This window comes from Steroidobacter sp., assembly GCF_036406195.1.
Classification (GTDB): domain Bacteria; phylum Pseudomonadota; class Gammaproteobacteria; order Steroidobacterales; family Steroidobacteraceae; genus Steroidobacter.
In genome coordinates, this window is sequence record NZ_DASWVW010000048.1 from 75,232 (window position 1) to 100,581 (window position 25,350).

The following is a 25,350-nucleotide window of genomic DNA, read 5'->3' on the forward strand; positions in this document are numbered from 1 at the left end:
GACCCCTGTCGGAGTGCAGCGCGCTTCCGCGTCTTCATGGAACAGGCCACAATCCTGGAGCATGAAACGCCCGATGAAAAAGGCAGCGAAAAGGCCGGCGCAACCGGCCGCAAGCGAGTCGCTCGCCCCGGCACTGGACAAGTACGGGAAGAAGCGCTCCTTCGGCAAGACGCCGGAGCCGGCGCCCGCCGTGCCGGCGCAACGCCACGGACCGCTGTTGTTCATCGTGCAAAAACATGCCGCGCGGCGCCTGCATTACGATTTTCGTCTCGAGCTGGATGGCGTGCTGAAATCCTGGGCCATTCCCAAGGGGCCGTCGCTGCAGGCGGGCGAGCGCCGGCTGGCCGTCGAGGTCGAGGATCATCCGTTCGACTATGCCTCGTTCGAGGGCGTGATTCCGGAAAAGAACTACGGCGCGGGCAACGTGATCGTCTGGGATTGCGGTGTGTATTCGCCCGATGAAGGCTCGCAGTATTCGTTCGACAATCGCGCCGAGGCCGAACAGCGCCTGCGCCGCGAGTTGCAGCAAGGCAAGCTCAGCTTCTTCCTGCGCGGGATCAAGCTCAAAGGTTCATTCGCGCTGGTACGTACCAGCACCGACAATCAATGGTTGCTGATCAAGCACAAGGATCGCTTCGTCGGCGGCGACGAGCTGCTGGCGCACAACACTTCGGTGCTCACTGGCGACACGTTGGACGATGTCGCTGCCAGTAACAATCGCGAGCGCCTGTCAGCCGTGGAGCTGGCGCCGAGCGGGCCGGTGGAGAAGATGCCCAACGAGATCGAGCCCATGCTGGCCTCGCCTGGCGAGAACATGGTTTCGGGCCCGCGCTGGAGCTTCGAGCCCAAGCTGGATGGCTATCGCATCATCGCCTTCATCGACGGCGATTCAGTGCATCTCCAATCGCGCCGCGGCCAGGATTACACTGCCTTGTTTCCCGAGGTGGTGGCCGAGTTGCAGGCGCAATGCGTCGGCTCGATGATCCTGGATGGTGAGATCGTCGCGCTCGATGCGGCCGGCCGGCCGTCGTTCAATGTCTTGCAGAACCGAGCCCAGACCAAGAATCCCAGGGATCTGGCCGAGGCGCAGCGCCAGTCTCCGGTGATCTACCTGTGTTTCGATCTGCTGCACTTCGCGGGAATGAACCTGCGCGGTGCGAGCTACGAACAACGGCGTCGCTATCTGTCGCAATGTTTGTTACCGGGTAAGCACGTGCAGTTGATTCATGCCTCCGACGACGGCGAGCAATTGCACGAGGCATCGCTCGCCGCAGGCTTCGAAGGCACGGTGGCCAAACGCAAGGACAGCATCTATCAGCCCGGCCGGCGCTCGCCTCACTGGCTGAAATACAAGGCAGTCAGCACGGCGGAATTCATGGTCGGCGGCTTCACCAAGGGTAAGGGCCAGCGCGCCGCGTTGGGCGCGTTGTTACTTGGATTCTGGAACGAGGATCAGCTGCAGTACGTGGGCCACGTCGGTTCGGGATTCGATGACGCAACGCTGGCCAAGGTGCAGCGACAACTCGCCGCGCTGGTTCGCAAGAGCAATCCGTTCTCGACCAAGCCACCCCTCAACGGCCCGGCCACCTGGGTCGAGCCAAAGCTGGTGGCTGAAGTCGCCTTCGATGCCTGGACCGAAGAAGGTTACTTGCGTGCGCCCGTGTTCATGCGTCTGCGCGACGACATCGAGCCCGAGAGCGTGAGAACCGGTCCCGCGAAGAACAAGGCGCGCCCCAAAGCGACGCCCGCAAACGACATCGAGGCGGTCCTCGAACAGCTCAGCGGCGACGCGAAGCGGTTGGACCTCGTTGTCGGCCACGGCACGGGCAGCGCCAGGATTCGCCTCACCAATCTCGATCGCGAGTATTGGCCGGCCGATCCGCAGACGCGCTCGCCTGCGATCACCAAGCGCGAGTACTTGCGTTACCTTGCGGGCATTTCGCCGTACATGCTGCCGCATTTGCGCGACCGGCCCCTGACCATGATTCGCATGCCGGAAGGCATCCATGGCGAACGTTTCTTTCAGAAACATTGGGACCAGGAACGTCCCGAGTTTGTCGACACGGTCACCACGTTCTCCGAGCACGTCGGCGGCGCGCACGACTACATCCTTGCGCAGAACCTGCCCACGCTGTTGTGGCTCGGCCAGCTGGGGACGTTGGAATTCCATGTCTGGCACTCGCGCGCCCGGGTGGCGAAGGACTCGCTCAGCAAGAGCGACGACTATTCCAGCTCGCTCGAAGCCATGCAGGCCTCGGTGCTCAACTACCCGGACTATCTGGTATTCGACCTCGATCCCTACATCTATTCCGGCCTGGAAGCCAAGGGCGCGGAACCCGAGTACAACAAGAAAGGTTTTGCCATGGCCAAGCGCGTCGCTTTCTGGATCAACGACCTGCTCAAGCAGATGTCGCTGCGCGCCGTGGTGAAGACGTCAGGCAAGACCGGACTGCACGTGTTCGTGCCCATCGAACGCACCGTGACTTTCGACGAGGCCCGCGCCATTTGCGAGATGGTCGGGCGTCACGTCCTGCAACAGCACCCGCGCGATGTGACCATGGAATGGGCCACGCAGAAGCGCACCGGAAAAATTTTCATCGACTACAACATGAACGTGCGTGGTAAGACTTTGAACGTGGCGTATTCCCCGCGGGGTGTACCGGGGGCGCCAGTGTCGATGCCGCTCACCTGGGATGAATTGGAGGCGGCCGAACCGGGCCATTTCACATTGCGAAATGTGCTCCCACGCTTGGAAAGAACCGGGGACCGGTGGCATGATGTTCTCTCGGCGAAACAGAGCCTTGCGAAAGCCTTCGGAAGTAAAGCCGAAACGAAGGTCCGAGACTGAATCCCGGACTCGCGCTCCCCGGACAGCCAGGATCGACCCGCCCGACACGATCGAAAAGGTACCCCTCATGGCCATGCGCTCCATCGGTTCGTTGACGATTTCCTTCGGCCTGGTGGCCATCCCGGTCAAGCTGTACACCGCGACGCAGACCGCCAATGCCATCTCTTTCAACCTGTTACACAAGGGCTGTGGCTCGCGCCTGAAACAGCAGTACATCTGCCAGAAGGACGGCCAGGTGGTGGAGCGTGAGGACATGGTGAAAGGCTACGAATTCGCCAAGGACCAGTACGTCCAGTTCAGCAACGAAGAGATCAAGGCGATGGAAGAGATCGGTACCCATTCCATCGACATCGCCGAGTTCGTGCCCATCGAGTCCATCGATCCGGTGTATTTCGACAAGACCTACTATCTCGCGCCCGACAAGGGCGGCGCCAAACCCTACGCCTTGTTGACCGAAGCGCTGAAGGACACCAAGCGGTGTGCCGTGGCTCGCTGGGCGGCTCGTGGCAAGTCCTATCTGGTGGCGCTCCGCCCGGTGGGTGACGTGCTCACCATGCAGCAACTGCATTTCGCGACCGAAGTGCGCGCGCCCAGCGAAGTCGAAGTGGCCAAGCCCGATGTCAAAGCCCAGGAGCTGAAGCTGGCCAAGCAGTTGATCGAGCAACAGACCGCCGAAAAATTCGACCCCACCGCCTATGTCGACGACGTGCGCGCCCGGATCGAGGCGGCCATCCAGAAGAAGGTCGAAGGCCAGGAGATCTCGGTGGCCGAAGGTCCGGTGGAGACCGGCGCCAAGGTCATCGATCTCATGGAAGCGCTGCGAGCCAGCCTGACCAGGACCGAGACCGCCAAGGCCAGTGTCGCCAGGCTGGGACCACGGAAGGCACCGAAGAGAGTCGAACAGGCCGACAAGCCGGCGCGCAAGGCCGGCAAGCGCTGAGGGCTCACGTCACCCGGGTAGCCGGTCGTCCCCTCTAACGGGACCAGAGGCGACTCGCCGCATCACCAGTCGTTCGCTCAAGCAGTGCAGACATTCAGCGTTCAAGATGTGGAACGGGTATTGCGCCTGTCGCGCAGTACCATTCGTGGGCTGATCAAAACCGGCTTCGTGCAGCCGGCCCGCGGCCCCAAGCGGCAGCTGCGTTTTTCGTTCCAGGATCTCATCGTGCTGCGCACCGCCCGCGCTCTGCTCGAGGCGAAAATCTCCCGCCGTCGCATCAATCGCTCGCTCGAAGACCTGCGCCGGCACTTGCCGGAGCAGATGCCGCTGTCCGGCCTGAGCATCAGTGCCATCGGCGATCGCGTGGTGGTCCGTGATGGCAAGAACCACTTTCAGGTCGACGACGGCCAGTATGTGCTGGGTCTCGATGTGAGCGTCGAGAACGGCGTGCTGCGCGTCGTCGATCACGAGCAGACCAAAGAGACCAGGCAAGCAAGAGCAGCGCCCGCGGCGGCCACGGCCGATGACTGGTTCGACAAGGGGTTGCGTCTCGAGGATGCCGATGCCAGGGCCGCGCAAGCCGCTTACGAGCGCGCTCTGGAGCTGGAGCCCGACTTCGTCGGCGCCTGGATCAACCTCGGCCGGTTGCTCCACACCCGGCATGAAGAAAAGAAAGCCGAGGCCGTGTATCGCCGCGGACTGAAGGAATGCGGCGTGCATCCTGTGCTCTTGTTCAACCTGGGGGTTGTGCTGGAAGACCTCGGCAGGATCGAGGAAGCCATCGAAGCGTATCAAGGCGCGCTCGGCGCAGATCCGAACATGGCGGACGGACACTTCAACCTCGCCCGCCTGTATGAAGCGCAAGGCAAGGAACAGCACGCCATCCGTCATCTTGGCCAATATCGGCGGCTGGTCAGCCCGTAGCGGCTCTCAGTGACGCTCGTTCGAGGCCGCCGGCTGACGCCGTAGCGCGTAGTTCAGTCCGCCGACCCGGAACCACTTGTAACCGAACGCCGGCAGCGCGATCTCGTGATGACCTCGCCGCCTCGCGTGACTGTCGTCGATATCGAGCAGGTTCACCAGCGACTCGCTTCCCTCGCCCTCCAGCTTCACGCGCACCTGCTGCGGCTGGCGATTGAAGTTGTGCAGCGTCACGATGCGATTGCCGCGCCACGAATAGCACAAGCCCAGCACGCCTGCCGCGCCGGTCCGAAGCAACTGCCACTCCCCCCAGCCGATCTCGGGGCATTCCTTGCGCACGCGAATCATCCTGATCATCCATAAAAGCAGAGAGTTGGGGTCGCGACGCTGCGCATCGACGTTCACGGTCTGATAGCCGAAGGGGCCTTTGGATATCACCGGATGCACCGTCTTGCGCGCCGTCGAGAAGCCGCCGTGACGTTCATTGGACCACTGCATTGGCGTGCGCACGGCATCGCGTTCCTTGAGCGACAGGTCCTCGCCCATGCCGATCTCATCGCCATAGCGCAACACGGGCGAGCCCGGCAGAGAGAACAACATGCTGTTGGCAAGTTCCAGGTGACGTCGATCGCCGAGCATGGAGGCGAGCCTGCGGCGAATGCCACGATGATAGAGCTGCATGTTGCGCTGAGGACCGAAGCGCTCGAACACCTCGTCCCGCCGCCGCTTCGGCAGGCGATCGATGTCCAGCTCGTCATGATTGCGCAGGAACACGGCCCATTGCGTCGCATCCGGAATGTCGCGCGTCGCTTCGAGCGCCTCTTCCAGCGGCTGCACGTCGCTGGCGGCCAGCGCATAGAAGAAGTGCTGGTTGACCCAGAAATTGAACATCATGTTGAGGCCATCGCGGCCGTCCCCAAAGTAGCGCCGCGTATCCTTCGGTACGACATTCGCTTCACCCAGCAACGCTGCATGGCCCGCGCGCCACTGCAGGAACTGACGCATTTCGGCGAGGTATTCGAATTGCAGCTCCTTGCCCGGCAGTCCCGATTCGAGAATGAATGGCACCGCGTCGACACGAAACCCGTCCACGCCCAACTGCAGCCAGTAGCCCATGATGCGGCGGATTTCCGCCCGCACTTCGGGATTGTCCATGTTCAAGTCGGGTTGGAATTCGAAGAAACGATGGTGGTAATACTCCTTGGCCACCGGATCGCGCGTCCACACCGCCTTCTGCACTCCTGGAAACACCATGCCCTTGTTCCATCCGTCCGGCCGCCGCTTCGACCAGATGTACCAGTCGCGATAGCAGGAATTCGGATCGCTGCGCGCCGCCTTGAACCAGGGATGCTGGTCGGAGGTGTGGTTGACGACCAGGTCGAGAATTACGCGCATACCTCGTTTGCGCGCGTGATTCATGAGCTCCACGAAGTCGCCGCTCGAGCCGTGTCGAGGGTCGACACCGTAGTAGTCGCTCACGTCATAGCCGTTGTCACGATTCGGCGAAGGCTGGAATGGCGCGAGCCAGATCACGTCCACGCCGAGCGAGTTCAAGTAGTCGATGCGATTGATCAATCCCGGCAGATCGCCCACGCCATCGCCGTTGCCATCCATGAAGGTGTCGATATCCAGGCTGTATATGATGGAATTCTTGTACCAGAGATCTTCGATCATGAGCTTCCCCGACACTCACGCGGGATAGGCCAGCGTGGTTGCGATGGTGTTGGCCGCCTGGCTGGTATCCCGCCGCGTGAATTGCACGACCACCGGATGGTCGGCGACGATCAGGGCCGCATAAGGCGTGTCGAGCGGCAGGGCTCGTGGATCGATCAGGTCATTGAAGCGCACGTGACGCACTCGCCGTGCCGCCACTTGCAGCGGGTACGGTCCGACCGGCTCGCGATCTTCGTAGTAAATGGTCAGCCGCAGATGTACGTCGACATGGCCGGCGTTGAGCACGCACAACTCGTCCCGGCTGGTGTCTCGCGGCTCCTCGCCCGAGCTGCGCAGCGGCAGGTGGCCGCCCGGAATGGCCCAGACTTTGGTGCCAATGGTCTTGAGCACGCTCACTCCTCGCCCACCAGTCGGGCCATGGCTTCGGTCAGGAACACTCCGTGTGGATCCAGCTCGCGCCGCAGCTTCATGAAGTCCGTCCAGCGCGGATACAGCGATGCCAGCGCGCACCCTTGCAGCGAATGTTTCTTACCCCAATGCGGTCGGCCGTCGTGGGCGCGCAGGATGGATTCGATGTCATCGAAATAATCCTGGTATGGCAGGCTGGCATTCTGGTGCACCGAGATTGCCACCGAATCGCGGCCGTGCACCGGACTCAGGAACCCCGGGTCGCTGGCAATCAAGCGGTACAACACACGCCAACCGACGTGCCGGCGATGATGTTCCAGGATTCTCCGGCGGACTTCTCTGAAGCAGGCCGGGCCGGCCGCCGCGGGGACGAAATACTCCAGCTCTTCGAATTTCAGCTCGCGCTCGCGGGCGATGATCTCGTGACTGAACCCCTCCTCGTCCTTGATACATCGCGCGAAAGGCAGTGCGGGCGGAGGCTCCTCGGGCGGATTCAGCGTACGAAGCTTCACTTCATCGCGGCGTGGGTACCAGTAGAAATCGAAGTTGCGATGCGCGTCCGCCAGTTCGTCAAGATGGGTCAGGCAATCGTCCGTGCGTGCGCTGTACTCGCGGCGTCGCAATCGAAAGGTGGGCTCGAGCTGTAAGCGCAAGGCCGTGAAGATGCCGAGTAGCCCCATCGAAACACGCGCGGCATCGATGAGATCCGCATGCTCTTCGGCGGACCACTCCACTACTTCGCCCGCGCCAGTGACGAGCCGAACGCCGACCAGGGTTGCGGAAATGTTCTGCAGTTTTCGGCCGGAGCCATGCGTGCCGGTGCTAATGACACCCGCGATGGTCTGAGTGTCGACATCCCCCAGGTTCTGCATGCTAAGTCCGATGTCATGCAGGACCGGGCCGAGATCATGCAGCACCGTGCCCGCGCCAATGGTGGCCTGGCTGGCCTGCAAGTCATAGTCGATCAACCCTCGGTGATCGCGCATCGACATCAGGATGTCGGGCGTCTGCACCAACGCGGAGGACGAATGCCCGGAGCCAACGACGCGGATCTTGCGAGATCGCACCGCCGCGTCCCGCACGTAAATACAGACTGCCTCTTCCGTCGCAGGCCACACTTGCCAACCAGGAATGAACCGCAGGCTGCCCGACCAGTTGATGAATTCGTCCGCAGAATGCGTGCGCAATATCTTCACGGGCTGCGGAGATTCTTCCGGGCTCACACTCGAGAAAACGGCATGTGCTCCCGGTAGGTTCCTCGCCGACGTGACAAGTCGCTATGCCTCGCTACACCGCGTGCCGGAACCTTCGTGGGCGCCAAGGCGTCACAGCACCGGAAGTTGCAAAGTTATCGGCGTAATGAAAGAGCAAGCGTGCTCGATTCAGGAACCGGAAACCGAGCTCTTCCATCGCCGGTATCTCTCGAGGGTCATCCTGACACCAGGATCATTCTCAGGATCCGGCACGAAGCCCCGCCTTTTCGCGGGGCTTCGGCTATCTGGGGGTGAATCCGGCGATCATTTCTTGCGGGCCGGAACGCGCCGGTTCTTGGCGACGATGGCGCCGAGCAGCAACAGGAATGCGACCAGTCGCACCAGATAAATGATGGGGCTGCCTTCGCTCGGCTTGTCGATCAGCAGGAAGGCCATGCGGTTGATGCCTTCGATGGCGAAGGCGGCCGCGAACGCGAGGAACAGGCTGTCACGCGTCTGGCGGTAGAAACGCCAGAAGAATCCCGCGGCGGTCAACGACCCTGTGACGATCACTCCCAGTAGAAAACCTACGATCATGTGTCACTCGCTCTCGAACACCAGGCCGTACACCAGCAGCAGCATGGCCGACGCTGCCGTGCCCAGGCGCCACATATACAAGCTCTGTGCCGGGCCCAGCAGCCCGAGGTCGATGAACAGCAAGCCATTCGACACGGTGAGGCCGGCGAAACACAGGCCGCTCCACAACAGCAGGCGGCTGCGCGACCGGGCGAACCCTCGCAACAACAGGATGGCGCACAGGGCCGTGACGAGCGCTCCGAGCAGATAGACGAGGCTGGCCATTTAGTCGTTATCCTTGAGCCGGAACGCCCGCGCGAAGTCGCGCACCGAGGCGGAGGCATTCGAATGAATGAATCTGGTTACTTGGACCAACTGCGTGCGATACGACTGCGCGACCTTCTCGATGAGTTCTCGTTGTTCCTGCGACCGGGGCACATATTGATATTTCGGCGGCGAATGCTCCACGCGGGAAATCAACGAACGCCGAGTGAGATCTTCGAGAATACCCGCTGCCTGCTTCTCGTTGACATAGATACGCGCCGCCAGCTCCGCCACGCTCCACACCACGGCGGGCGATTGAAACAGCAGCAACAGCGCTTCCAGGTGCGGAACCGTGTCGATGCTATCGAGTAAAAATTGCTCGATTTCTGGAGCGATCACTCCCGTCATGTCACCCGCTCGTTGGCTCCCGGCGACTGCCGCGGTGCTTGCTTGACTGTTTGTAGTTGCAACGTCGTGTTTCGCGGAACGCGTAAAACGTCTACCTACGCTGAAAGTTCCAGCGCGCCTGCACATTATTACGAACTTTCTGTCAGCCACGCGCCAAGTCGCTGTCAGGGTTGCACGTGCGCCAGCGAATAGATAGGTTCGCTCCGCACCATTCGGCAACAAGAACAGTGCTCGGCACACGCGTCGATCCACGGCAGGGCTGTCACACGCCAGTGATTCGGAGTCTTGAATGCAAACCCCCGCGAGAGTCCGTCGTAGGATCGCCAAAGCATCTGTGAGAAAAATACCTGCAAAGGCTTCGCGGATGAAGGCACCGCTGCCCTTTGACTTGAGAAACCTGCTGCTGATCCTGCAGGCGGTCCGCGATGGCGACTTTTCCGTGCGCATTGGCGAGGACTACCACGGCATCGAGGGCAAGGTCGCCGAAACATTGAACGAGATCATTGCCTCCAACCAGCGCCTGGCCCAGGAGATGTCGCGCGCCGGCACCCTGGTCGGCAAGGAAGGCAAGACGCGCCATCGCATGACCATCGAGCGTCGCTCCGGCGCCTGGGGCGACATGGAAGGCTCCTTCAACACCCTTATTGACGATCTGCTGTGGCCCACCACCGAAGTCACTCGCACCATTGCCGCGGTGGCCAAGGGCGACCTGTCGCAAACGGTGCGCCTGGAAGTCGACGGCCGGCCACTCAAAGGCGAGTTCCTGCGTTCGGCCACGATCGTCAACACCATGATCCAGCAGATGGGCTTGTTCACTTCCGAAGTGACGCGTGTGGCTCGCGAGGTGGGTACGGAGGGCAAGCTCGGCGGCCAGGCTTCGGTACCGGGTGCCGCGGGGACCTGGAAGGACCTCACCGACAATGTGAATTCCATGGCCGGCAATCTCACTGGCCAGGTCCGCAACATTGCCGAGGTTGCCACCGCCATCGCAAATGGCGACTTGTCGCGGAAGATCACGGCGAATGTGCGCGGCGAGATTCAACAGTTGAAAGAAGCCATCAACACGATGGTGGATCAGCTGCGTTCGTTCGCTTCTGAAGTGACGCGTGTGGCGCGTGAAGTGGGTTCCGAAGGCAAGCTGGGTGGTCAGGCCGTGGTGCCCGGTGTCGCCGGCACCTGGAAGGACCTCACCGATTCAGTGAACTCCATGGCCGCCAACCTCACCGGTCAGGTTCGTAACATCGCCGAGGTCACTACGGCCGTGGCGCGAGGCGACCTGTCTCGCAAGATCACGGTGGACGTCAAGGGCGAAATCCTGCAGCTGAAAGAAACCATTAACACGATGGTCGACCAGCTCAACGGCTTCGCCGCGGAAGTGACGCGCGTGGCGCGTGAAGTGGGCACCGAAGGCAAGCTCGGCGGTCAGGCCGAAGTGAAAGACGTGTCGGGCGTGTGGAAAGACCTCACCGACAACGTCAACTCCATGGCCTCCAACCTCACCGGCCAGGTCAGAAACATTTCCGAAGTGACGATTGCCGTCGCGAACGGCGACTTGTCGCGCAAGATCACGGTGGACGTGCGTGGCGAAATTCTGCAACTGAAGGAAGCCATCAACACGATGGTGGATCAGCTGCGCTCGTTTGCGTCCGAAGTGACGCGCGTGGCGCGTGAAGTGGGTTCCGAAGGCGAGCTTGGCGGCCAGGCCATCGTGCCCGGCGTCGCCGGCACCTGGAAGGACCTGACCGACTCGGTCAACGCCATGGCCAAGAACTTGACGGGTCAGGTTCGTAACATCGCCGAGGTGACCACGGCCGTCGCGCGCGGTGACTTGTCCCGCAAGATCACCGTGGATGTGAAGGGCGAGATTCTGGAGCTGAAGGAAACCATCAACACCATGGTGGACCAGCTCAACGGCTTCGCTGCCGAAGTGACACGAGTGGCGCGTGAAGTGGGCACCGAAGGCAAGCTGGGTGGTCAGGCCATCGTGCCCGGCATCAGCGGCGTGTGGAAGGACCTCACCGACAACGTGAATTCCATGGCCGGCAATCTCACCGGCCAGGTCAGAAACATTTCCGAAGTGACCATTGCCGTGGCGAACGGCGACTTGTCGCGCAAGATCACCGTGGACGTGCGCGGCGAGATCCTGCAGCTGAAGGAAGCCATCAATACGATGGTCGACCAGTTGCGTTCATTCGCGTCCGAAGTCACGCGCGTGGCCCGCGAAGTCGGTTCCGAAGGCAAGCTGGGCGGCCAGGCCATCGTGCCGGGTGTCGCCGGCACCTGGAAAGACTTGACGGACTCCGTGAATGCGATGGCGACCAACCTCACCGGACAGGTTCGCAACATCGCTGAAGTGACCACGGCCGTGGCGCGCGGCGACCTGTCCCGCAAGATCACGGTGGACGTCAAGGCGAAATCCTGCAGCTGAAGGAGACCATCAACACCATGGTCGACCAGCTCAACGGCTTTGCCGCTGAAGTGACGCGCGTGGCGCGTGAGGTCGGCACCGAAGGCAAGCTCGGCGGCCAGGCCGAGGTGCAAGACGTGTCGGGGGTGTGGAAGGACCTCACCGATAACGTCAACTCCATGGCCTCCAACCTCACCGGCCAGGTGAGAAACATTGCCGACGTTGCCACCGCCATCGCCAGCGGCGACTTGTCGCGCAAGATCACCGTGGACGTGCGTGGTGAAATCCTGCAGCTGAAAGAGACCATCAACACGATGGTTGACCAGCTACGTTCGTTCGCCTCCGAAGTGACGCGCGTGGCCCGCGAGGTAGGCACTGAAGGCAAGCTGGGCGGCCAGGCTTACGTGCCCGGCGCCGCCGGCACGTGGAAAGACTTGACCGACTCCGTGAACGCGATGGCGACCAACCTCACCGGTCAAGTTCGCAACATCGCTGAAGTGACCACCGCCGTGGCGCGTGGCGATCTCTCTCGCAAGATTACCGTCGACGTCAAAGGCGAGATCCTGCAACTGAAGGAAACCATCAATACGATGGTCGATCAGCTCAATGGCTTCGCCGCCGAAGTAACGCGCGTGGCGCGTGAAGTGGGTACCGAAGGCAAGCTCGGCGGCCAGGCCGAAGTGCAAGACGTGTCGGGCGTGTGGAAGGACCTCACCGATAACGTTAACTCCATGGCCGGTAACCTCACCGGCCAGGTCCGCAACATCGCCGAAGTCGCCACGGCCATTGCCAACGGCGACTTGTCGCGCAAGATCACGGCGGACGTCAAAGGCGAAATTCTGCAGCTGAAAGAGACCATCAACACGATGGTGGACCAGCTCAACGGCTTTGCGGCGGAAGTGACCCGCGTGGCGCGTGAGGTGGGCACCGAAGGCAAGCTCGGTGGCCAGGCCGAAGTGAAAGACGTGTCGGGGGTGTGGAAAGACCTTACGGACAACGTCAACTCCATGGCCTCGAATCTCACCGGCCAGGTCCGCAACATTGCCGAAGTCGCCACGGCCATCGCCAAGGGCGACCTGTCGCGCAAGATCACGGTCGACGTGCGTGGTGAAATCCTGCAGCTGAAAGAGACCATCAACACGATGGTGGATCAGCTCAACGGTTTCGCGGCGGAAGTAACCCGCGTGGCGCGCGAAGTGGGCACCGAAGGCAAGCTCGGCGGCCAGGCCATCGTGCCCGGGGTCGCGGGCACGTGGAAGGATCTTACGGACAACGTCAACTCCATGGCCTCGAATCTCACCGGCCAGGTCAGAAACATTGCCGAAGTGTCCACCGCCATCGCGCGCGGCGACTTGTCTCGCAAGATCACGGTGGACGTGAAAGGCGAGATCCTGCAGCTGAAGGAAACCATCAATACGATGGTGGACCAGCTCAACTCCTTCGCCGCCGAAGTGACGCGGGTGGCGCGCGAAGTGGGTACCGAAGGCAAACTCGGGGGTCAGGCGGCCGTGCCTGGCGTGGCGGGCATCTGGAAAGACCTCACCGACAACGTCAACACGATGGCCAACAACCTCACCAACCAGGTGCGTGGCATCGTGAAGGTGGTGACGGCCGTGGCCAATGGCGATCTGCGCCAGCGCCTCACCGTGGAATCGAAGGGTGAAGTGGCGGCGCTCGCTGAAACCATCAACAGCATGACGACCACGCTCGCCACCTTTGCCGATCAGGTGACCAGCGTGGCGCGCGAAGTGGGCGTGGAAGGCCGGCTGGGCGGCCAGGCGAACGTACCTGGCGCTGCAGGTACCTGGAAAGATTTGACCGCGAACGTGAACCTGCTGGCCGCGAATCTCACCACGCAGGTGCGTGCTATCGCTGAAGTGGCGACGGCCGTGACCAAGGGCGACCTCACCCGCTCCATCCAGGTCGATGCGCGCGGCGAAGTGTCCGAGCTGAAGGACAACATCAACGCCATGATCGGCAACTTGCGCGAGACCACCGAGCGCAATACCGAGCAGGACTGGCTGAAGACCAATCTCGCCAAGTTCAGCCGCATGATGCAAGGTCAACGCGACCTCGTAACCATGGGCGAGATGCTGCTGGCCGAACTGGCGCCGCTGGTCGGTGCGCAGCAAGCCATTCTGTATATTGCCGAGCTCGATGGCCCCAGGAAAGTGTTGAAGGAGTTTGCGACCTATGCGGACTCCAATCCCGGCGAACGTCGCCAATTTGCGTTGCGCGAAGGCCTGATCGGGCAATGCGCAGCCGACGGCCGCCGCATCCTGCTCGAGAACGTTCCGCCCGACTCCATCCACGTGCGCAGCGGGTTGCTCGCCGCACGTGCACGCAACGTCATCGCTCTGCCGATCCTGTATGAAGGCCAGGCGAAAGCCGTAATCGAGCTGGCCTCGCTGCACGAGTACACCGCGTCGCAACTGGCCTTCCTCGAACAGCTCGCCGGCAGCATCGGCGTGGTGCTCAACACCATCGAAGCCACCATGCGTACCGAGGGCTTGCTGAAACAATCGCAGGAGCTGGCCGGCGAATTGCAGACGCAACAAAAGGAGCTGCAGCAGACCAACGAAGAGCTGGCCAACAAAGCCCGGCTGCTGGCCGAACAGAATGCCGAAGTGGAGCGCAAGAACGAGGAAATCGAGCTGGCGCGCCGCGCGCTCGAGGAAAAGGCCACCGAGCTGGCGCTCACGTCGCGGTACAAGTCGGAGTTCCTGGCCAACATGTCGCACGAGCTGCGCACACCGCTCAACAGCATTCTGATCCTGGGCCAGCAGCTGGCCGAGAATGCCGATCAGAACCTGACGCCGCGCCAGATCGAATTCGCCAAGACCATCCACGGCGCCGGCACCGACCTGCTCAACCTGATCAGCGACATTCTGGACCTGTCCAAGATCGAGTCGGGCACGGTGACGGTGGAATCCGAAGACCTGCTGTTCTCGCATCTGCGCGAGACCATCGAGCGCAACTTCCGTCACGAAGCCGAGGCTCGTGCCCTGCTGTTCTCGACCGAGTTCGATCCGGCGCTCGGCCGGCAGATCTCGACCGATCCGAAGCGGCTGCTGCAAGTGTTGAAGAACTTGCTGTCGAATGCATTCAAGTTCACCGCGCAAGGCAGCGTGACATTGCGCGTGCATCCGGCACAGTCGGGCTGGAGCTCCGATCATCCGGTGCTCAACCAGGTGGCCACCGTGGTCGCATTCTCAGTCACCGATACCGGCATCGGCATCGCGCCCGAGAAGCAACGGATCATCTTCGAAGCGTTTCAGCAGGCCGATGCCGGCACGTCGCGCAAGTACGGCGGCACCGGCCTGGGTCTGGCCATCAGTCGCGAGCTTGCTCACCTGCTCGGCGGCGAACTGCGGCTGGTCAGCGTCCCCGGCCAGGGCAGCACTTTCACGCTGTATCTGCCGCTGGTCTTCGTGGGCTCGGCCTATCGTCCGGCCCGGAACCAGATCGGCGGGACCTTGATGGCAGCATCGAGCACACCATTCCAGCCGCTTGCCCTGCCCCTGCGCGCCGAGGAGCTGAACGACGATCGCAACGACATCGATGCCGGCGATCGCGTACTGCTGATCGTCGAGGACGATCCGCACTATGCCAAGGTGCTGTTGAACGTGGCGCGTGACAACAGCTTCAAGGTGCTGGTGGCCAAGACGGGTGCCGACGGGTTGACCCTGGCGAGGAAATATCTGCCGACCGCCATCTCGCTGGATGTGTTCCTGCCCGACATGCTCGGTTGGACGGTTTTGAACCAGCTCAAGCAGAGCCCCGCGACCCGGCACATTCCGGTGCAGATCCTCACTGTCGAGGAGGAACGTCAGTACAGCCTGGAGCGAGGCGCCTATGCTTTCATGAACAAGCCGGCGACCACCGACGAGCTGGCCGCAGCACTGCGGCGGATTCAGAACTTCGCCGCGGCCAACGTTCGCGAGTTGCTGGTCGTGGAAGACGATCCGGCTGAGCAGCTCAGCATCGCCGAGCTCATCGGTTTCGACGACGTGATCATTACCGCGGTCGGCAGCGGCAAGGAAGCTTTGCAGGCCATGCGCAGCAAACGGTTCGATTGCGTGGTGCTGGATCTGCGCCTGCCCGACGTGTCGGGTTTCGAGCTGCTGGCTGAGATTCAAGCGGACGCGACGCTGCGCGATACCCCCATCGTGGTGTTTACCGGCCGCGACCTGACGCCGGCCGAAGAACAGGAGCTGCGCAGCAAGGCCAAGAGCATCGTGCTCAAGGGCGTGCGCTCACCCGAGCGGCTGCTCGACGAGACCGCGCTGTTCTTGCATCGCGTCGTGCGCAACCTGCCGCCGGCCAAGCAGAAAATGATCGAGGCGCTGCACGAGGGCGACGAACCCCTGCAGGGACGCAAGGTGCTGGTCGTGGACGACGATGTGCGCAATATCTTCGCCTTGAACAGCGTGTTGGAGCGCCGCGGCATGCAGGTCATCAACGCCAGCAACGGCATGGATGCGATCAAGCTGGTGGAATCCACCGATGACCTGTCGCTGGTGTTGATGGATGTAATGATGCCGGAGATGGACGGTTATGAGACCATGCGCAGGATTCGCGACAACGCCCGCTTCCGGCTGCTGCCCATCATCGCCTTGACTGCCAAGGCCATGAAGGGCGACCGCGAAAAATGCCTCGAGGCGGGCGCGTCCGACTATGTCGCGAAACCCGTGGATACCGCGCAGCTGCTGTCTCTGGTAAGGATGTGGCTGCAACCGTGAACGCACCTTTGCAAGAGCGGGTCAACATCCTGCTGGTGGATGACCAGCCCAGCCGGCTGCTTTCCTATGAATCGGTGCTGGGCGAGCTGGGTCAGAACCTGGTCAGCGCCCGCTCCGGGGAGCAGGCTCTGCAGCGCCTGCTGGAGGATGACTACGCCGTCATCCTGCTGGACGTGAGCATGCCGGGCATGGACGGCTTCGAGACCGCGGCCATGATCCACGATCATCCGCGCTTCGAGAGTATTCCCATCATCTTCGTGACCGGCGTGCACGATTCCGAGTTCGATGCCTTGAAGGGTTATCGCCTGGGCGCGGTGGACTATGTCTCGATTCCCATCGTGCCGGAGATCCTGCGCAGCAAGGTCTCGGTGCTGGTGGAGTTGTATGTGCAACGGCGGGAGCTGCAGCGACTGAATCGCAGTCTGGCCGAAGCCAATACCGCGCTTCAGCACGAGAAGGCCCGGGAGCTGGAACGCGTCAACCGCAACCTCGAACAGGCCAACGCGGCGCTGCGCGATGCCGACCGTCATAAGGACGAGTTCATCGCCATCCTGGCGCACGAGCTACGCAATCCGCTCGCCCCGATTCGCGCCGCCGTGGATGTAATGTCGCTGATGCCGCTGGAACACGGCCAGTTGCGCTGGGCACGCGAGGTGATCGATCGCCAGACCACGCATCTAAGCCGCCTGGTGGACGACCTGCTCGACGTATCACGCATCTCACGAGGCACGATCAAGCTGAACAAGGAGCTGCTGACGCTGCAAACCATCCTCGATCGCTCGATCGAGGCCGCTCAGCCCATCATCTCCGCTCACCACCATCAGTTGCAGATCGACTGCTCGGTGCAGAACGCCACGGTCGAGGGCGATCCGACCCGGCTGGTGCAGATTCTGAGCAATCTGCTGAACAACGCTGCCAAGTACATGCAGACCAGCGGCACCATCCAGCTGCGGGCCAGCGTCGAGCAATCTCATGCCGTGTTCTCGGTGAAGGACACAGGCATAGGACTCACGTCGGAGGCGCTGCCGAAGTTGTTCAATCTATTTTCGCGCGTGCACGAGGATTCGGGATTGCTGCCTAGCGGCCTGGGCATTGGCTTGGCGCTGGTTCGTCAGCTGGTCGAGTTGCATGGAGGCACGGTCAGCGCGACCAGTGCCGGACCGAATCTTGGTAGCGAGTTCACGGTGCGACTGCCGCTCGCTGCCGGCAACGTTCCAACCGAACGCCGCGCAGCAGTTGCAGCCCCGGCGCCGCACTCACAGGGTTTGCGGGTGCTGGTCGCGGATGACAATCCGGACGCGCTGGAGAGCCTGGCGCTGCTCTTGGAAGTGTGCGGGCATGAAGTCAGAAAAGCATCCGATGGCGCCGAGACGTTGCAGGCGGTGACCGCCTGGCGTCCGGACATTGCCTTGTTGGATATCGGCATGCCGATCCTCGATGGTTATGAAGTGGCGCGCCGGATTCGCGGCGAGCCGTGGGGGGCGCAGCTGTTGCTGGTGGCTGTCAGTGGCTGGGGCCAGAGCGAGGACCGGCAGCGTGCCACTGACGCTGGCTTCGATCTGCACTTTCGCAAGCCCATCGGCCTGCCGGTGCTGGAAAGCATCCTGGAAAGAGCGCAGCGCCATACGGCTGAAATCATCGTAAAGTCCGACTCGTGATCCCGCACCGGCCCAAAATCTCGCCGTGAACGACACTTCCTTGCTGGAGGACGCGCTGCGTACCTACCTCAATCGCCGCTGCCGCAGGGCCTACGCGCACGATTTACGCAACGGCATGCAGGGCATCTTTGGAGGGATCGATGCGCTGACGCGCGCGGCGCGCTCCACCAAGCCTCTGACGATACCGCTCGACCAGCTGACCCAGTTCGTGCAACAGGCGATCAGCAATCACGAACGCGGCCTGGAGCGGCTGCTCGAGTGCATGGCGCCCGAGCGGCAACCTCCGGCGGTGGTTCCCCTGCGCGAGATGCTGACCGAGCAGGCCCACTTCATGACCAACGATACCGCGCGCCACGGCATACGCGTTCGACTGGATTTCAACGACGACCTGAAGGTTTTCGCCGCGCGTGCCCGGCTGCAACTGATCGGGCTCGGCTTGCTGACCGAAAGCATCGATGCCATGCCCTCCGGCGGAGAGCTGCGCATCGGCGGACGAACCATCGGCGATCGCGTGCACTTCGAATTCATCGATAGCCGCACATCGCCGCGCCCGACGTCCTTCGTGAACGAAGCCGTCGACCGGCTCGTTCACGAGCTATCCGGTCAGATCGAGCACCTGCAAAGCGCCACCGGATGCGAGGTGCGAGTGAATCTTCCCACTGGCTGACACGCGCTACTCGGCGACCTTGGCGCCGTCCACTCGGAAACGCAGATAAGGCAGCTGAGCCTGGGAAATGCTGGCAATGCCCGTCTGCTGTGCCGCTTGCTGACCCGGCGCCACGACCGACCGGAACACCACAGGCGAGCCTTGCTGGGCGACCCGCCCTGCTCCATCGACCAGCACCGGCGTGACTTGAATGCCGACCAGCGGCGCCGGCGAACGATTCTGAATCACGACTACGACGCGGCCCTGCGCATCGATCTGCCCCTGCGTCGCGATGTAATTGCCCGGGTTCTGCGGCAGATCCATTCGCACGAACTCGGCCGCGGCGCGCTGGCCGATCTGGCTCTGCGAACCGGCCGCGGCACGGAAATATTCCATCGCCTTGGCACGATCGCCGCGGTCACGCGCAATCGTGCCCAAATAGTATGCGGCGGGCGCCGTGGGCAGCAGCTCGAGGCTCTTGGTCAACCACTCTTCGGCTCGTGCCTTGTTACCGGTCTGGTACTGCGCCACCCCCGCGCCGAGATAGGAGCCGAAATAATCGGGATTCAGATCGATGGCTTTCTGATAGTGCGTCAGCGCTTCTTCCGGCTTCTTCTCCGCCAGTTTCATCTCGCCCAGCAACTCGTGAAACCGCCCTTCGCGCGGCTCGATCTTGATGGCTTCCTGGACCAGCGATTGCGCCTTTGAATATTCCTTCTTGCGTGCCGCCGCCAGCGCCTCTTGGAACTTCTCGTAGGCAGGCTGGATCTTGCGGAACGGCTTCAATCTGGCCTCGTAGCGCTCCTTACCGAGATCGCCGCCGGCACCGAGCCGTGCGGCGGTTTCCTTGTTCCTGGCAACGCGCTCTTCCGAGGGTGGGTGCGAGGCAAACAAGCCTTCGAGCCAACTTTGCGATTTCGCGCCACCCTGCTGAGACAGCCGCACGAATGTTTCCTGCAGGGTGACCGCGCCTTGCGGGTCGTAGCCGGCCAGCTTCATGTACTTCATGCCGTACTCGTCGCTCTCCAGCTCCTGGTCGCGGCCGTACTTCGTCTGGATCAGCTGCGCGCCGAGGCCGGCGCCCGACAAGGCAAGATTGGCGACGGTCGAATCGACGTCGCTGATCGCGGCGCCGATCTGCGCCGCGGCCAGACCGACTTGCATGATGGTGCCGCGCTCCTGCGCCTTGGCGCCGTGTCTTGCGGCCGCATGGACGATCTCGTGGCCAAGCACCGCCGCCAGCTCCGCTTCGTTCTTCAGTTCCGCCAGCAGGCCGACATTGATCGCAATCTTGCCGCCGGGCAACGCCCACGCGTTGGGCACGGGATTGTTCAGGACCACGAATTCGTAGGGCAGCGGGCGGTCGGCGACCGCGGCCAGCTTCTGGCCCACTTCATTCACATAGGCGCTGAGGTCGGGCAGCACGTCGAACTCGCCGCCCTCGCTCTGCTTGGTGGGCGCGTAGTATTGCTCGCCCATCTTGATCTCCTGGGCCTCGGAGATGAATTGAATTTCTTTCTTGCCGGTGACTGGATTGACGCCGCAGGCGCTCAGCGACAGCGCGGCCAAGGGCCCCATCAAGAATAGACACAACAGCCTGGCGATACGCATGGGCGTGACCTGTTCTGGAGAATGCCGGGAATTATTCTACGACCCTGCAGGTTCAAGAGCGATGGCGGGGAAAGGTTCCGGCCAGGAACGATTCAGGCTGGCATGACGTTTCCTGATCATGGGAGCGAGGGGGAGTGATTCGCGGCCGGCAACCGCAGGGAAAACCATGGCACCTTCCATTGGCAATGCAGCGCTGGTAACGGCTCTATTCCACGACGCGGCCAGCGTCGAGCGCGCGTATGACACGGCCCTGGCTAGAGGATACGGGCAGGATGACATCAACCTGGTGCTGTCGGAGGAAACCCGCCGCCGCTACTTCACGGCGGATCAGGTGGAAAGTGAGCTTGCCGACAAGGCCACGGCCAGCACCGAGAAGAACACTGATAAGAAACAACCTGCCGCCAGCAAGCTTGGCGGACCGGCCGGCGGTACTGCCGCGACGATCGCCCCTGCCCTGGCTGCCATTGGCTCGGCAACATTGCTGCCTGGATTGATCTTCGCCGGGCCCATCGCCGTTGCCTTGGCCGCGGCAGTGGCAGTTGGCGTCACGGGTGGATTGATCGGCGCACTCACCAACTGGGGCATTCCCAGAACGCGCGTCGAGGAGTACGAATCACAGATTCGCAACGGCGGCATTCTGATCGGCGTCAAGACGAAATCCGCCGCTGACACGGCCTTTCTGCAGACCGAGTGGCAAGCCGCAGGTGCCGAGCTGGTGCGCGCTTAGAGAATTACCAGCGCACTCAACCGCATCAGATGGCGTTCTTTTTATCGAGCCGTCGCAGTACGTGCGGCGCCAGCTTCTCTTCCATTGCGCTGGTGCGCGGCACATCCCGTTGCGGCATGAACACGGAGATGCCGAAACTCACATCGCCTCTGCGAACCGCCAGGCCATCGCCCCACCACAAGGCCTCGTCGCCGAACTTTCGGGGCGAGGGTTTGTTCGGGAGAATGCCCTGTTCCGCGGAGTCGTGAAACGCCTGCAGGAATTTCCTGGCCATGTCGCGTCCGGCGGGCCATTGCATGGCATTGATAATGACGAAGCGGCGGCCACGGGCCGGTGCGCTTCGATCGGGCTGCTTGCCAGGCTCGATCATCCAGATGCAGGACGAGGAGTACTGTCCATCGCGGGACATGCCTTCGTCCTGGCGCCGGCCCGCGCCCACTGGGAGCCCGACCGCGGCGCTGATCTCCGCCTGGGTCAGCAAGTCACAGGCGTTGATCTCCAGCGGCTGCTCCGCCGTCCCAGCGGCAGAGACACCCACGCTGGACAATACGGCGAGCGCGGCTGCGATAGTTGGCGCTCGCTTCATTGTTTCAAGCTCGGCGCTTGCGGGCGAACGCTCATGCGCTCGCCGCCTGCTGCGAAGAGAGACTTGTTCCGCAGCGCCGGAGCGAGATGCCGTGCATCGTCGCTTTGTTCCTGATCGCCGAACGCGTCCGGCGCAACCGCACGGCAATGGTTTCGAGCGGTGCGCCGTCGATCGCCAGCTGCCGCAGCAGCCGGATGTCTTCGGTGGACCAGGTGTTGGCGGGAAGGGATTTGCGAATCGGATTGATCATGCCGCTCCTCGAGCCGATGCCTCCGAGCTGGGCGGCACCGGCAAGCCTTGGACGACTCGCATGCACACGCGCGCGGTATCGGCGATCACGATCCAGAGAATCAGCGTCAGCACGATCGCAAGCACGGCATCGAGCCGTTGATTGAAGATCAGCTGCGGCGCAACCGCCGCCTGTTCGGGCGTCAGTGTTCCGGCAGCCAGTTGCGATGCGACTTTGTCGGCTGCGGCCAGGAAGCCCACGCGCACATCGTCGGAGACGACCTTTTCCCAGGTCGCCGCGGTGGTCACGAGAGTCAGCCAGGCCAGCGGCGCGCCCGTCACCCAGGCGTATCGGACCTTGCCATGCTTCACCAGGATGCCCGTGCAGATGCACAGCGCGATGCCGGCGAGCAGCTGGTTGGAGATGCCGAACAACGGCCACAGGATGTTGATGCCGCCGTTCGGGTCGATGACGCCTATATATAAGAAGTAGCCCCAGCCCGCGACGATCAGCGCGCTGGAGATCAGCACCGACGGGTACCACGAGGTCTGGCCCATCTTCGGCCAGATGTGGCCCAGCGCATCCTGCAGCATGAAGCGTCCGACGCGCGTACCGGCGTCGAGCGTGGTGAGGATGAACACCGCTTCGAACATGATCGCGAAGTGGTACCACAGCGCCATCATGCCCTGCCCGAATGCGGAGGCGAAGATCGTCGACATGCCGACGGCCAGTGACGGCGCGCCGCCAGTGCGTGCGAACAGCGTGCTCTCGCCCATCTCGGCTGCGAGGGCTTGCATCTGCTCTACTGTCACTGGAAAGCCCCAACCGGATATGGTCGCTACCGCGGCTTCGGCAGTGGCTCCGACCACGCCGGGCGAGCTGTTGATGGCGAAGAACACGCCCGGGTCGAGCAGCGTTGCCGCAATCATTGCCATGATGGCAACCGCCGACTCCAGCATCATGCTGCCGTAGCCGATCATGCGCACATCGCTTTCGTTGGTGATGAGCTTGGGCGTGGTGCCGCTGGACACCAGCGCATGAAAGCCGGAAATCGCGCCGCAGGCGATGGTGATGAATACGAACGGAAACAGCTTGCCGGCGAAGATCGGTCCGGTGCCGTCGATGAATTGTGTGAATGCCGGCATGTGAATGTCCGGCCGCATCACGATGACTGCGACGAACAACAACATCACGGTGCCGAGCTTGAGGAAGGTCGATAGATAATCGCGGGGGGCAAGCAACAGCCACACGGGCAGCACGGCGGCGATGAAGCCATAGCCGATGACGAACCAGGCAAGCGTGATCGCGTCGAGATCGAAGTACTGGCGGATCTGCTCGTGACTGTCGACCCAGCCGCCGCCCGCCACCGCCAACAGCAACAACCCCACGCCGAGCACGGATGCTTCGAGCACACGCCCGGGCCGGATATCGCGCATATAGATGCCGATGAGCAGCGCAATGGGTATGGTCGCGAACACCGTCGACGTTCCCCACGGACTGTGGCGCATGGCGTTGACGACCACGAGGCCGAGCACCGCGATCAGAATCACCATGATGACCAGCGTGCCGATCATGGCGGCGTAACCGCCGACCGGTCCCAGCTCGTCGCGTGCCATCTGTCCCAGGCTGCGCCCGTTACGCCGCGTGGACAGGAACAACACGGTCATGTCCTGCACGCAGCCGCCAAGCACCGCGCCGACCAGAATCCACAGCGTTCCCGGCAAGTAGCCGAACTGCGCCGCCAGCGTCGGTCCGATCAACGGGCCGGGGCCGGCGATGGCGGCAAAGTGATGCCCGAACACGATCCAACGATTGGTCGGCACGAAATCGCGCCCGTCGTTGATGCGCATGGCAGGCGTGGCCCGAGTGGCATCCAACGTGAGCACGCGCGCCGCAACCCACGCGCTATACAGACGATAGCCGATGGCATAGACGCAGCCGGCCGCGACGATGATCCACATCGCATTGATGGATTCGCCCCGGTGCACGGCCAGTCCGCCGATGGCGAACGCACCCACCACGGCGACCAGCAGCCAAATCAGTCTATTCATTCAACCCCCGCATTGGAGCGGCCGTCGAGCACGCCGGCACACACGATAGGAGCTCGTGGTGTCGGCGCTCGATGCCGCAGTGAGCTTTCGCTCAACGCTGCTTGGCCACCTGCTCTTGCGTTACCGCCCCACCGACGTTGCCCCATGCACTGCGCACGTAGCTGGCGATGGCGGCGACCTCGTCGTCGGACAGCTTGCTGCCGAACTCGGGCATGTCCTTCCAGCGCTTCGGCCCCGGCAGCTTCGCCAGGTGCGGCCCATACAGAATCACATTGATCAGCGACGCAGGATTGCTCGCCTGCACCAGCGGGTTGCCGACCAGTTTGGCACCGGCCTGCTCGCTCAGCGCGCCGAGACCGGTGGGCTGATGACAGGTACCGCAATTGACGTTGTAGAGTGTTTCGCCATCCTCGATCACTTGCGCGCTGGCCGCTTTGCCGATGTTGCCGACGTTGCCCGGCAAGCTCTTGAGATAGACCGCCATTGCCCGCACATCGCCCTCACTCAGATGGCGCGTGCTGTTGAGGATGACTTCGTTCATCGGGCCATGCGTTTCAGTGAAGCCATTGCGTCCGGTCCTCAGATAGGCGGCCACTTCTTCCATCGGCCACGAGCCGAGCCCGTTGGGAACATCGGTGAGATTCGGCGCGGACCACGTGCGGATCTCGCCGCTGGGGACCTTGTCGGTGTATTCGCCGCCGGTCATGGCCATGCTGGCTTGCTCCGCACCCATGAAATTGCGAGGCGAGTGACACGCCGAGCAGTGCCCCAGTCCTTCGACCAGATAGGCGCCGCGATTCCATTCCTCGGACTGCGAGCTGTCGGCCAGGAAGCGGCCCTCGTCGAAGAACAGCATCTTCCACATGCCCAGCGCCCAGCGCTGATTGGCGGGAAAACCCATCTCGTTTTCCGGCGGCGTGAAGCTCACCGGCTTGACGACCTTCATGTACGCGAACAGCGCGGACACATCCTCGTCGCTGAGCTTCGTATAGGCCGTGTATGGAAACGCGGGATACAGATGCGCGCCGTCGGGCCGCACACCTTCTCGCACGGCACGAGCGAATTGCTCCTCGGTCCATTTGCCGATGCCGGTTTCCGGATCGGGCGTGATGTTCGTGGAATACAGCTTGCCGAACGGCGTGTTGAGCGCCAGCCCACCCGCGAACGCCGGACCGCCGGGGCTGGTGTGACAGCTCACGCAGTTGCCGGCTCGCGCCAGATAGCGGCCGCGCTCGACCTGCGAGTTGCCTTGATCGCCCTTGCTGTCGAGCGGACTGTCCGCCTTGCTCGAGTCGGCGAATGTCAGCTCGACCACGAGCGCCACGGCGAATGTGAGCCCGAGCGAGACCCAGGTGGCGGCGCGTGTGCGCCGGCCACGATCGAATGCGAGTTTCATCATTTGTTGTGGAGTTCCGTGCGGCAACCGCTCGTTACTCTCATCCCCCTCAAGCGTAGACGCTG

General features: G+C 62.5%; 19 protein-coding genes. 8 read left to right on the plus strand and 11 right to left on the minus strand.

Features of this window, described 5'->3' with window-relative positions; genetic code table 11:
- Nucleotides 1–73 precede the first annotated feature (73 nt).
- The 3 genes from ligD (at nucleotide 74) to VGE08_RS19095 (ending at nucleotide 4,712) form a co-directional block, all read left to right on the plus strand.
- Nucleotides 74–2,848: a DNA ligase D gene (gene ligD, locus VGE08_RS19085; protein ID WP_331069503.1), complete on the plus strand. Its 2,775-nt coding sequence runs from the start codon at nucleotides 74–76 to the stop codon at nucleotides 2,846–2,848.
- 67 nt (nucleotides 2,849–2,915) lie between these two features.
- Nucleotides 2,916–3,788: a Ku protein gene (locus VGE08_RS19090; protein WP_331069504.1), complete on the plus strand. Its 873-nt coding sequence runs from the start codon at nucleotides 2,916–2,918 to the stop codon at nucleotides 3,786–3,788.
- Between the two features lie 84 nt (nucleotides 3,789–3,872).
- Nucleotides 3,873–4,712, plus strand: a complete 840-nt coding sequence (locus tag VGE08_RS19095) for a tetratricopeptide repeat protein (RefSeq protein ID WP_331069505.1) — start codon at nucleotides 3,873–3,875, stop codon at nucleotides 4,710–4,712.
- Between the two features lie 6 nt (nucleotides 4,713–4,718).
- Here VGE08_RS19095 and VGE08_RS19100 read toward each other — a convergent pair whose 3' ends face one another.
- From VGE08_RS19100 to VGE08_RS19125, 6 genes are all read right to left on the minus strand, one after another.
- Nucleotides 4,719–6,383 (minus strand): alpha-amylase family protein, encoded by a 1,665-nt coding sequence (locus VGE08_RS19100; RefSeq protein ID WP_331069506.1) that lies wholly within the window; start codon nucleotides 6,381–6,383, stop codon nucleotides 4,719–4,721.
- A 15-nt stretch (nucleotides 6,384–6,398) separates the two neighbouring features.
- Complete coding sequence (locus tag VGE08_RS19105) at nucleotides 6,399–6,773, minus strand: sensory rhodopsin transducer (RefSeq protein ID WP_331069507.1); 375 nt, start codon at nucleotides 6,771–6,773, stop codon at nucleotides 6,399–6,401.
- A gap of 2 nt (nucleotides 6,774–6,775) precedes the next feature.
- A complete protein-coding gene (locus tag VGE08_RS19110; protein WP_331069508.1) occupies nucleotides 6,776–7,987 on the minus strand; it encodes a D-arabinono-1,4-lactone oxidase in 1,212 nt (403 codons plus the stop codon).
- A gap of 321 nt (nucleotides 7,988–8,308) precedes the next feature.
- Nucleotides 8,309–8,581 carry a DUF5985 family protein gene (locus VGE08_RS19115; RefSeq protein WP_331069509.1) on the minus strand — a complete coding sequence of 91 codons (273 nt, stop codon included), beginning with the start codon at nucleotides 8,579–8,581 and terminating at the stop codon, nucleotides 8,309–8,311.
- A gap of 3 nt (nucleotides 8,582–8,584) precedes the next feature.
- Nucleotides 8,585–8,845, minus strand: coding sequence for a DUF5985 family protein (locus VGE08_RS19120; protein ID WP_331069510.1), 261 nt, complete (start codon nucleotides 8,843–8,845; stop codon nucleotides 8,585–8,587).
- Nucleotides 8,846–9,232, minus strand: a complete 387-nt coding sequence (locus tag VGE08_RS19125) for a hypothetical protein (protein WP_331069511.1) — start codon at nucleotides 9,230–9,232, stop codon at nucleotides 8,846–8,848. It lies immediately after the preceding gene.
- A gap of 364 nt (nucleotides 9,233–9,596) precedes the next feature.
- On the opposite strand from VGE08_RS19125, the gene VGE08_RS26595 reads away from it, so the two are divergent.
- From VGE08_RS26595 to VGE08_RS19145, 4 genes are read left to right on the plus strand one after another with little or no spacing between them, the layout of a single operon-like run.
- Nucleotides 9,597–11,660, plus strand: a complete 2,064-nt coding sequence (locus VGE08_RS26595; protein WP_331069512.1) for a HAMP domain-containing protein — start codon at nucleotides 9,597–9,599, stop codon at nucleotides 11,658–11,660.
- A 17-nt stretch (nucleotides 11,661–11,677) separates the two neighbouring features.
- Nucleotides 11,678–16,381 carry a HAMP domain-containing protein gene (locus VGE08_RS19135; protein WP_331069513.1) on the plus strand — a complete coding sequence of 1,568 codons (4,704 nt, stop codon included), beginning with the start codon at nucleotides 11,678–11,680 and terminating at the stop codon, nucleotides 16,379–16,381.
- Nucleotides 16,378–18,039, plus strand: coding sequence for a response regulator (locus VGE08_RS19140; protein ID WP_331069514.1), 1,662 nt, complete (start codon nucleotides 16,378–16,380; stop codon nucleotides 18,037–18,039). The genes VGE08_RS19135 and VGE08_RS19140 overlap by 4 nt, the downstream gene beginning before the upstream one ends.
- Before the next feature lie 25 nt (nucleotides 18,040–18,064).
- A complete protein-coding gene (locus VGE08_RS19145) occupies nucleotides 18,065–18,706 on the plus strand; it encodes a hypothetical protein (protein WP_331069515.1) in 642 nt (213 codons plus the stop codon).
- 6 nt (nucleotides 18,707–18,712) lie between these two features.
- Here VGE08_RS19145 and VGE08_RS19150 read toward each other — a convergent pair whose 3' ends face one another.
- Nucleotides 18,713–20,296 (minus strand): M48 family metalloprotease, encoded by a 1,584-nt coding sequence (locus tag VGE08_RS19150; protein WP_331069516.1) that lies wholly within the window; start codon nucleotides 20,294–20,296, stop codon nucleotides 18,713–18,715.
- Between the two features lie 166 nt (nucleotides 20,297–20,462).
- Here VGE08_RS19150 and VGE08_RS19155 point away from each other — a divergent pair, with 166 nt between their 5' ends.
- Entirely contained in the window at nucleotides 20,463–21,023 is a 561-nt protein-coding gene (locus tag VGE08_RS19155; protein ID WP_331069517.1) for a hypothetical protein, read from the plus strand.
- Between the two features lie 25 nt (nucleotides 21,024–21,048).
- On the opposite strand, the gene VGE08_RS19160 is transcribed toward VGE08_RS19155, so the two are convergent.
- The 4 genes from VGE08_RS19160 to VGE08_RS19175 form a co-directional block, all read right to left on the minus strand.
- Nucleotides 21,049–21,609, minus strand: a complete 561-nt coding sequence (locus VGE08_RS19160; RefSeq protein ID WP_331069518.1) for a hypothetical protein — start codon at nucleotides 21,607–21,609, stop codon at nucleotides 21,049–21,051.
- A 31-nt stretch (nucleotides 21,610–21,640) separates the two neighbouring features.
- A complete protein-coding gene (locus VGE08_RS19165; RefSeq protein ID WP_331069519.1) occupies nucleotides 21,641–21,859 on the minus strand; it encodes a hypothetical protein in 219 nt (72 codons plus the stop codon).
- A complete protein-coding gene (locus VGE08_RS19170) occupies nucleotides 21,856–23,889 on the minus strand; it encodes a carbon starvation CstA family protein (RefSeq protein ID WP_331069520.1) in 2,034 nt (677 codons plus the stop codon). Before VGE08_RS19170 ends, VGE08_RS19165 begins: the two co-directional genes overlap by 4 nt.
- A 91-nt stretch (nucleotides 23,890–23,980) precedes the next feature.
- On the minus strand, nucleotides 23,981–25,285 hold the full coding sequence (locus tag VGE08_RS19175) for a cytochrome c (protein ID WP_331069521.1): 1,305 nt from the start codon (nucleotides 25,283–25,285) through the stop codon (nucleotides 23,981–23,983).
- Between the last annotated feature and the right edge of the window lie 65 nt (nucleotides 25,286–25,350).

Bases quoted from the DNA above. Each gene is read 5' to 3' on its own strand.
- VGE08_RS19165 (WP_331069519.1), bottom strand. From the start codon at position 21,859: ATGATCAATCCGATTCGCAAATCCCTTCCCGCCAACACCTGGTCCACC.
- VGE08_RS19170 (WP_331069520.1), bottom strand. From the start codon at position 23,889: ATGAATAGACTGATTTGGCTGCTGGTCGCCGTGGTGGGTGCGTTCGCC.
- VGE08_RS19175 (WP_331069521.1), bottom strand. From the start codon at position 25,285: ATGAAACTCGCATTCGATCGTGGCCGGCGCACACGCGCCGCCACCTGG.
- VGE08_RS19115 (WP_331069509.1), bottom strand. From the start codon at position 8,581: ATGATCGTAGGTTTTCTACTGGGAGTGATCGTCACAGGGTCGTTGACC.
- VGE08_RS19155 (WP_331069517.1), top strand. From the start codon at position 20,463: ATGGCACCTTCCATTGGCAATGCAGCGCTGGTAACGGCTCTATTCCAC.
- VGE08_RS19135 (WP_331069513.1), top strand. From the start codon at position 11,678: ATGGTCGACCAGCTCAACGGCTTTGCCGCTGAAGTGACGCGCGTGGCG.
- VGE08_RS19160 (WP_331069518.1), bottom strand. From the start codon at position 21,609: ATGAAGCGAGCGCCAACTATCGCAGCCGCGCTCGCCGTATTGTCCAGC.
- VGE08_RS19100 (WP_331069506.1), bottom strand. From the start codon at position 6,383: ATGATCGAAGATCTCTGGTACAAGAATTCCATCATATACAGCCTGGAT.
- VGE08_RS19120 (WP_331069510.1), bottom strand. From the start codon at position 8,845: ATGGCCAGCCTCGTCTATCTGCTCGGAGCGCTCGTCACGGCCCTGTGC.
- ligD (WP_331069503.1), top strand. From the start codon at position 74: ATGAAAAAGGCAGCGAAAAGGCCGGCGCAACCGGCCGCAAGCGAGTCG.
- VGE08_RS19090 (WP_331069504.1), top strand. From the start codon at position 2,916: ATGGCCATGCGCTCCATCGGTTCGTTGACGATTTCCTTCGGCCTGGTG.
- VGE08_RS19125 (WP_331069511.1), bottom strand. From the start codon at position 9,232: ATGACGGGAGTGATCGCTCCAGAAATCGAGCAATTTTTACTCGATAGC.
- VGE08_RS19150 (WP_331069516.1), bottom strand. From the start codon at position 20,296: ATGCGTATCGCCAGGCTGTTGTGTCTATTCTTGATGGGGCCCTTGGCC.
- VGE08_RS26595 (WP_331069512.1), top strand. From the start codon at position 9,597: ATGAAGGCACCGCTGCCCTTTGACTTGAGAAACCTGCTGCTGATCCTG.